Raw genomic sequence first — 4,530 nt, forward strand, 5'->3', positions numbered from 1 at the left:
GGCCGAGGTCGAAACCCGAGACCGAGCGGCCCGAGCCGGTGCCGATGCCGTTGGCGTTGAAGGCGATGGCGAAGGCGGGCCGGCGGGCATGATCCTTCAGCCGTGAGGCGAGCAAACCGACGATGCCCGGATGCCAGCTGTTGCTGGCGGTGACGACGATAGCCGGGCCATTGCCGCCGGCGAGCTCCGCATCGGCCTCGGCGCGCGCCGCCGCGAGCATCTCCTGCTCCATCAGCTGCCGTTCCTGGTTGAGCCGGTCGAGCGTCTCGGCAATGGTGCGCGCCTCGACCGGGTCGTCGGTCGCAAGCAACCGGCTGCCAAGTGCGGCATCGCCGATGCGTCCGCCGGCATTGATGCGCGGGCCGATCAGATAGGCCAGATGGAAGGTGCTGATCGGCTCGCCGATGCGCGACACCCGTGCCAGTGCCGCGAGCCCTTCGTTCTTCTGCTGGCGCGCCATCTGCAGCCCCTTGACCACGAAGGCACGGTTGACGCCGGTCAGCGGCACCACGTCACAAACGGTGGCCAATGCCACGATATCGAGCAGCGAAAGCAGGTCCGGCGGCGTAGCATCGGCCATGCGGCTACGCAGGATCCTGGCCGTCTGCACAAGGGCGAGGAAGACCACGCCGGCGGCACAGAGATGGCCCTGCCCGGAAAGGTCGTCGTCGCGATTGGGATTGACGACAGCGATTGCCGCCGGCAAGGCACCGCCGACCTGGTGGTGGTCGAGCACCACGACATCGGCCCCGGCCTCATTGGCGGCATCGATGGAAGCGGCGCTGTTGGTGCCGCAATCGACGGTGACGATCAGTGTCGCGCCACGCGAAACAAGTTCGCGCATGGCGTCGGGGTTGGGGCCATAGCCCTCGAAAATACGATCCGGGATGTAGATTTCCGACGGCACCGAGAAATGCGTGAGGAACCGCTTCAGCAAGGCCGACGAGGCGGCGCCGTCGACATCATAGTCGCCGAAGATCGCCACCTTTTCCCTGGCCATCACCGCGGCGGCGATCCGGGCCGCCGCCCTGTGCATGTCGGTCAGCGATGCCGGATCCGGCAGAAGATCGCGGATCGTCGGATCGAGAAACCGCTCGGTCTGCTCGGCGGTGACGCCGCGGCCGGCAAGCACCCGTGCTACGATATCGGGTACCCCGTAGCCTTGCGCGATGGCGAGCGCGATCATGTCCTGCCGCTCGGTCAGCCGGTGCTCCCAGGAAACCCCTGATACCGACTGCCTGACATCGAGGAAGAGGCGCTTTTCGCCGGTCATACGCTTTGCCAACTCATCGTTGGCCGCACGATAGTGCATGTCGCCCAAAAGTGCGCAGCGGTTTTGGGGCGACGACCTGCATTGGCAACGATTTAAATCGTGTCACGTTCATGCGACGCTCTATAGGCCAAAGGCAGGCAAAGCCAAGCGATTCACGGTGTGCGCCGTCCGGGAAGTGTCAAGAAAACTGCGCTTTCCGCTTTTCAGCCTGGCGCCGAAGCCATTCGTCGGCCGCATCGCCCATCGTCGTTTCCACACCGTCCTTGAGCCAGGCCATGAAAGGCCGGTCGAAGCTGAATGCGTAGCTGCATTCCCGGATGAGAAAGCGACGCACATTCTGGGTGTTGCGATAAGACTGCGTGATGGCGGTGGCGCGCGAGATCGGATCCGCGTGCCAGTCGAACGGTTTCATCGTCAAATCCTTGCAGCCAATATCGGGTGCGCCCGAATGGCTAACAATTGCAAGGTGGCTTCGCAAGCAAGCGTCAGAACTTATCCAGGTCCTGATGGCGTGCCTTGATCTCGCGCACCGTCCGCGACGACGAGCGCAGCACGATCGTGTGGGTGGTGATGTAATTGTGGCCGAACTTGACGCCAGCCAGCATGTTGCCGTCGGTGACACCGGTGGCCGCAAACAGCACATCGCCGCGCGCCATGTCCTCCGTCCGATAGACCCGTTTCGGATTGGAAATACCCATCTTTGCCGCGCGAGCAACCTTTTCCGGTGTGTCGAGGATCAGCCTGCCCTGCATCTGGCCGCCGGTGCAGCGCAGCGCGGCGGCGGCCAGCACGCCCTCGGGTGCTCCGCCAGTGCCGAGATAGATATCGATGCCGGTTTCTTCCGGATCCGTGGTGTGGATGACGCCGGCGACATCGCCGTCGCCGATCAGCCGGATCGCGGCACCCGTGGCGCGCACGGCATCGATCAGCTTGGCATGACGTGGCCGGTCGAGGATACAGGTGGTGATGTCCGAAATAGCCACGCCCTTGGCGCGGGCGAGGCTGGCGATGTTTTCGGCCGGTGAGGCATCGATATCGATGACGCCGTCCGCATAGCCCGGACCGATGGCGATCTTGTCCATGTAGACATCGGGCGCAAACAGCAGGCTGCCCTTTTCGGCGATGGCGATGACGGCGAGCGCATTGGGCAGGTTCTTGGCGCAGATCGTCGTGCCTTCGAGCGGATCGAGCGCGATATCGACCGCCGGACCTTTGCCGGAGCCGACTTCTTCGCCGATATAGAGCATCGGCGCTTCATCGCGCTCGCCCTCGCCGATCACCACCGTGCCCCTGATGGAAAGCCGGTTGAGTTCCTGGCGCATGGCATCCACGGCGACCTGGTCGGCCGCCTTTTCGTCGCCGCGCCCACGCAGCCTGGCGGCCGCGACGGCGGCCCGTTCGGTGACGCGCACCAGTTCCATGGTGAGTATCCGGTCAAGGCCGGCGACGATGTTCTGGGCCACATTCATCTGGTGATTTCCTCGTTGGCAATGCGGCCTCCCGCCGGAGGCGGGCCTGTTTTGTCAAACGAGCATGACAACGGCAAGACCTGCCACGAATATTATCGAATATCCAACAATATCAATCGATTAAACTACGTCTTGAAACACGACCGGCCCGATCGCCACGCGCCGGGCCAGTCTTAAAACGGTGAGAATGGCGGCCTTCGCGGCCTAAAAAACCGCGAGGTATTTGAGCAGCGAAATGATGCCGATGATGATGACGATGACCTGAACTATTTGTCTCATCCGGCCATCGAGCGGCAGGCGTTGAACCAGATAGAGAACGAGGATGATGACGAGGAATGTGATCAGGATGCCGATCAACGCTGACGAAGCCATGGTGTCCTCCTTAAAAGTGATTTGCTGAAAACAACAGAAAAGGCCGGAAGCCCGGCCCTATTGCGCTGCGGTCAATACCAGCGGCGGGAGGTATCGTTCGTCGATTGAGCAATGGCGAAGCCGGCCAGAAAGCCGAGCAGGCCGATCACGCCGACCAAAGCTGTCGTCGTACCAGGATTCTCGCGCGCGACTTCCGAAACAGCCTGGGCTTGGCTGCGCAGTTGTTGCGCCGTACGCGAAGCGCGGTTCGCCGCGGTGTCGTACAACTCGGACGCCTGTTCGCTGGCGTCATCGAGCATCTCCGCGCCCCGCGCCGAAATGCTCTTGTTGATCTTGGTGATCTCCTTGCGCAGTTCGGCAATCTGCTTTTCCAACGTCTTCTGGATGTCGTCGATATCGGGGGTGTCGGATTTGTTGGTGTCAGCCATGAAGCGGTTCCTCTGGTTGGTGACCAAGAGAACGGCGTCGACGCGAATTCGTTCCGGTCTGTGGCAGCTGCCTGCCTCCAGACCGGACCTCAATGCCTGCGGAATTCTTGTCCCGCGCGACTGTCGGACAAAGCTACCCTGCCCGTTCGATGCGGATGACCTGCGGTTTGTCGGTCAGATGTCCGTCCTTGGTGATGCCGTCTACCGCCTTGCGAACGGCGGCCTCCGTCGTCTCGTGGGTGACAAGGATCACCGTCTTCTGTGCCGCCGCCTCGCCGTTGACTGCGTGCTGGACGATCGATTCCAGCGAGATGTCATTGTCGGCCATGCGCTTGGCGATTGCCGCGAACACGCCGATGCGGTCGTGCACGGTCAGCCGGATGAAATAACCGCCGGCATGGCTGCGCATCTGCGCCTTCTTGTAGGGTTTCAGCTCCTTGGCCGGCCGGCCGAAGACCGGACCATGCTGGAAGCCTGGCCGGCTCTTGGCGATGTCGGCGATGTCGCCGATGACGGCCGATGCGGTGGCGTTGCCGCCCGCACCGGGGCCGGACAGCAGCAGCTCGCCCAGAATGTCGGTTTCGATCGCCACCGCATTGGTGACGCCATGCACCTGCGCGATGACCGATGCGGTCGGCACCATCGTCGGATGCACGCGCTGCTCGATACCGCTCTCGGTGCGCTGGGCGACACCCAGCAGCTTGATCCGGTAGCCGAGATCGGCGGCCGCGCGGATGTCGGCTTGGGTGATGTTGGAAATGCCTTCCATGTAGATGTCGTTGGCGGCGATCCTGGTGCCAAAGGCAAGGCTGGTCAGGATCGACAGCTTGTGCGCCGTGTCGTGGCCCTCGATGTCGAAGGTCGGATCAGCCTCGGCATAGCCCAGCCGCTGCGCGTCCTTCAGGCAAGCATCGAACGAGATGCCCTCGGCCTCCATGCGGGTCAGGATGTAGTTACAGGTGCCGTTGAGGATGCCGAACACGCGGGT

The 4,530-nt window shown here is 62.8% G+C and carries 6 protein-coding genes; all 6 read right to left on the reverse strand.

What is annotated here, in order from left to right; genetic code table 11:
- Positions 1 to 1,273: single-stranded-DNA-specific exonuclease RecJ (recJ, locus tag EN884_RS26745; protein ID WP_128360822.1), on the reverse strand; the 1,273-nt coding region annotated here is incomplete at its 3' end.
- A gap of 178 nt (positions 1,274 to 1,451) precedes the next feature.
- A complete protein-coding gene (locus EN884_RS26750; protein ID WP_063167872.1) occupies positions 1,452 to 1,685 on the reverse strand; it encodes a DUF6434 domain-containing protein in 234 nt (77 codons plus the stop codon).
- A gap of 73 nt (positions 1,686 to 1,758) precedes the next feature.
- The gene (gene glpX, locus EN884_RS26755) at positions 1,759 to 2,742 is read right to left on the reverse strand and encodes a class II fructose-bisphosphatase (RefSeq protein WP_013531987.1); all 984 of its coding nucleotides are present in this window, start codon (positions 2,740 to 2,742) and stop codon (positions 1,759 to 1,761) included.
- A 204-nt stretch (positions 2,743 to 2,946) separates the two neighbouring features.
- Positions 2,947 to 3,114, reverse strand: coding sequence for a Thivi_2564 family membrane protein (locus EN884_RS26760; RefSeq protein WP_013531988.1), 168 nt, complete (start codon positions 3,112 to 3,114; stop codon positions 2,947 to 2,949).
- 71 nt (positions 3,115 to 3,185) lie between these two features.
- A complete protein-coding gene (locus EN884_RS26765; protein ID WP_024505708.1) occupies positions 3,186 to 3,542 on the reverse strand; it encodes a hypothetical protein in 357 nt (118 codons plus the stop codon).
- 133 nt (positions 3,543 to 3,675) lie between these two features.
- On the reverse strand, positions 3,676 to 4,530 hold an 855-nt coding region (locus EN884_RS26770), incomplete at its 5' end, for a homoserine dehydrogenase (protein WP_128360823.1).

This window comes from Mesorhizobium sp. M7A.F.Ca.AU.001.01.1.1 (assembly GCF_004022735.1).
Taxonomy (GTDB): Bacteria; Pseudomonadota; Alphaproteobacteria; order Rhizobiales; family Rhizobiaceae; genus Mesorhizobium; species Mesorhizobium ciceri.

What these genes read in the sequence shown, in the direction of transcription:
- EN884_RS26750 (WP_063167872.1), bottom strand. Translation starts at nt 1,685, where the DNA reads ATGAAACCGTTCGACTGGCACGCGGATCCGATCTCGCGCGCCACCGCC.
- glpX (WP_013531987.1), bottom strand. Translation starts at nt 2,742, where the DNA reads ATGAATGTGGCCCAGAACATCGTCGCCGGCCTTGACCGGATACTCACC.
- EN884_RS26760 (WP_013531988.1), bottom strand. Translation starts at nt 3,114, where the DNA reads ATGGCTTCGTCAGCGTTGATCGGCATCCTGATCACATTCCTCGTCATC.
- EN884_RS26765 (WP_024505708.1), bottom strand. Translation starts at nt 3,542, where the DNA reads ATGGCTGACACCAACAAATCCGACACCCCCGATATCGACGACATCCAG.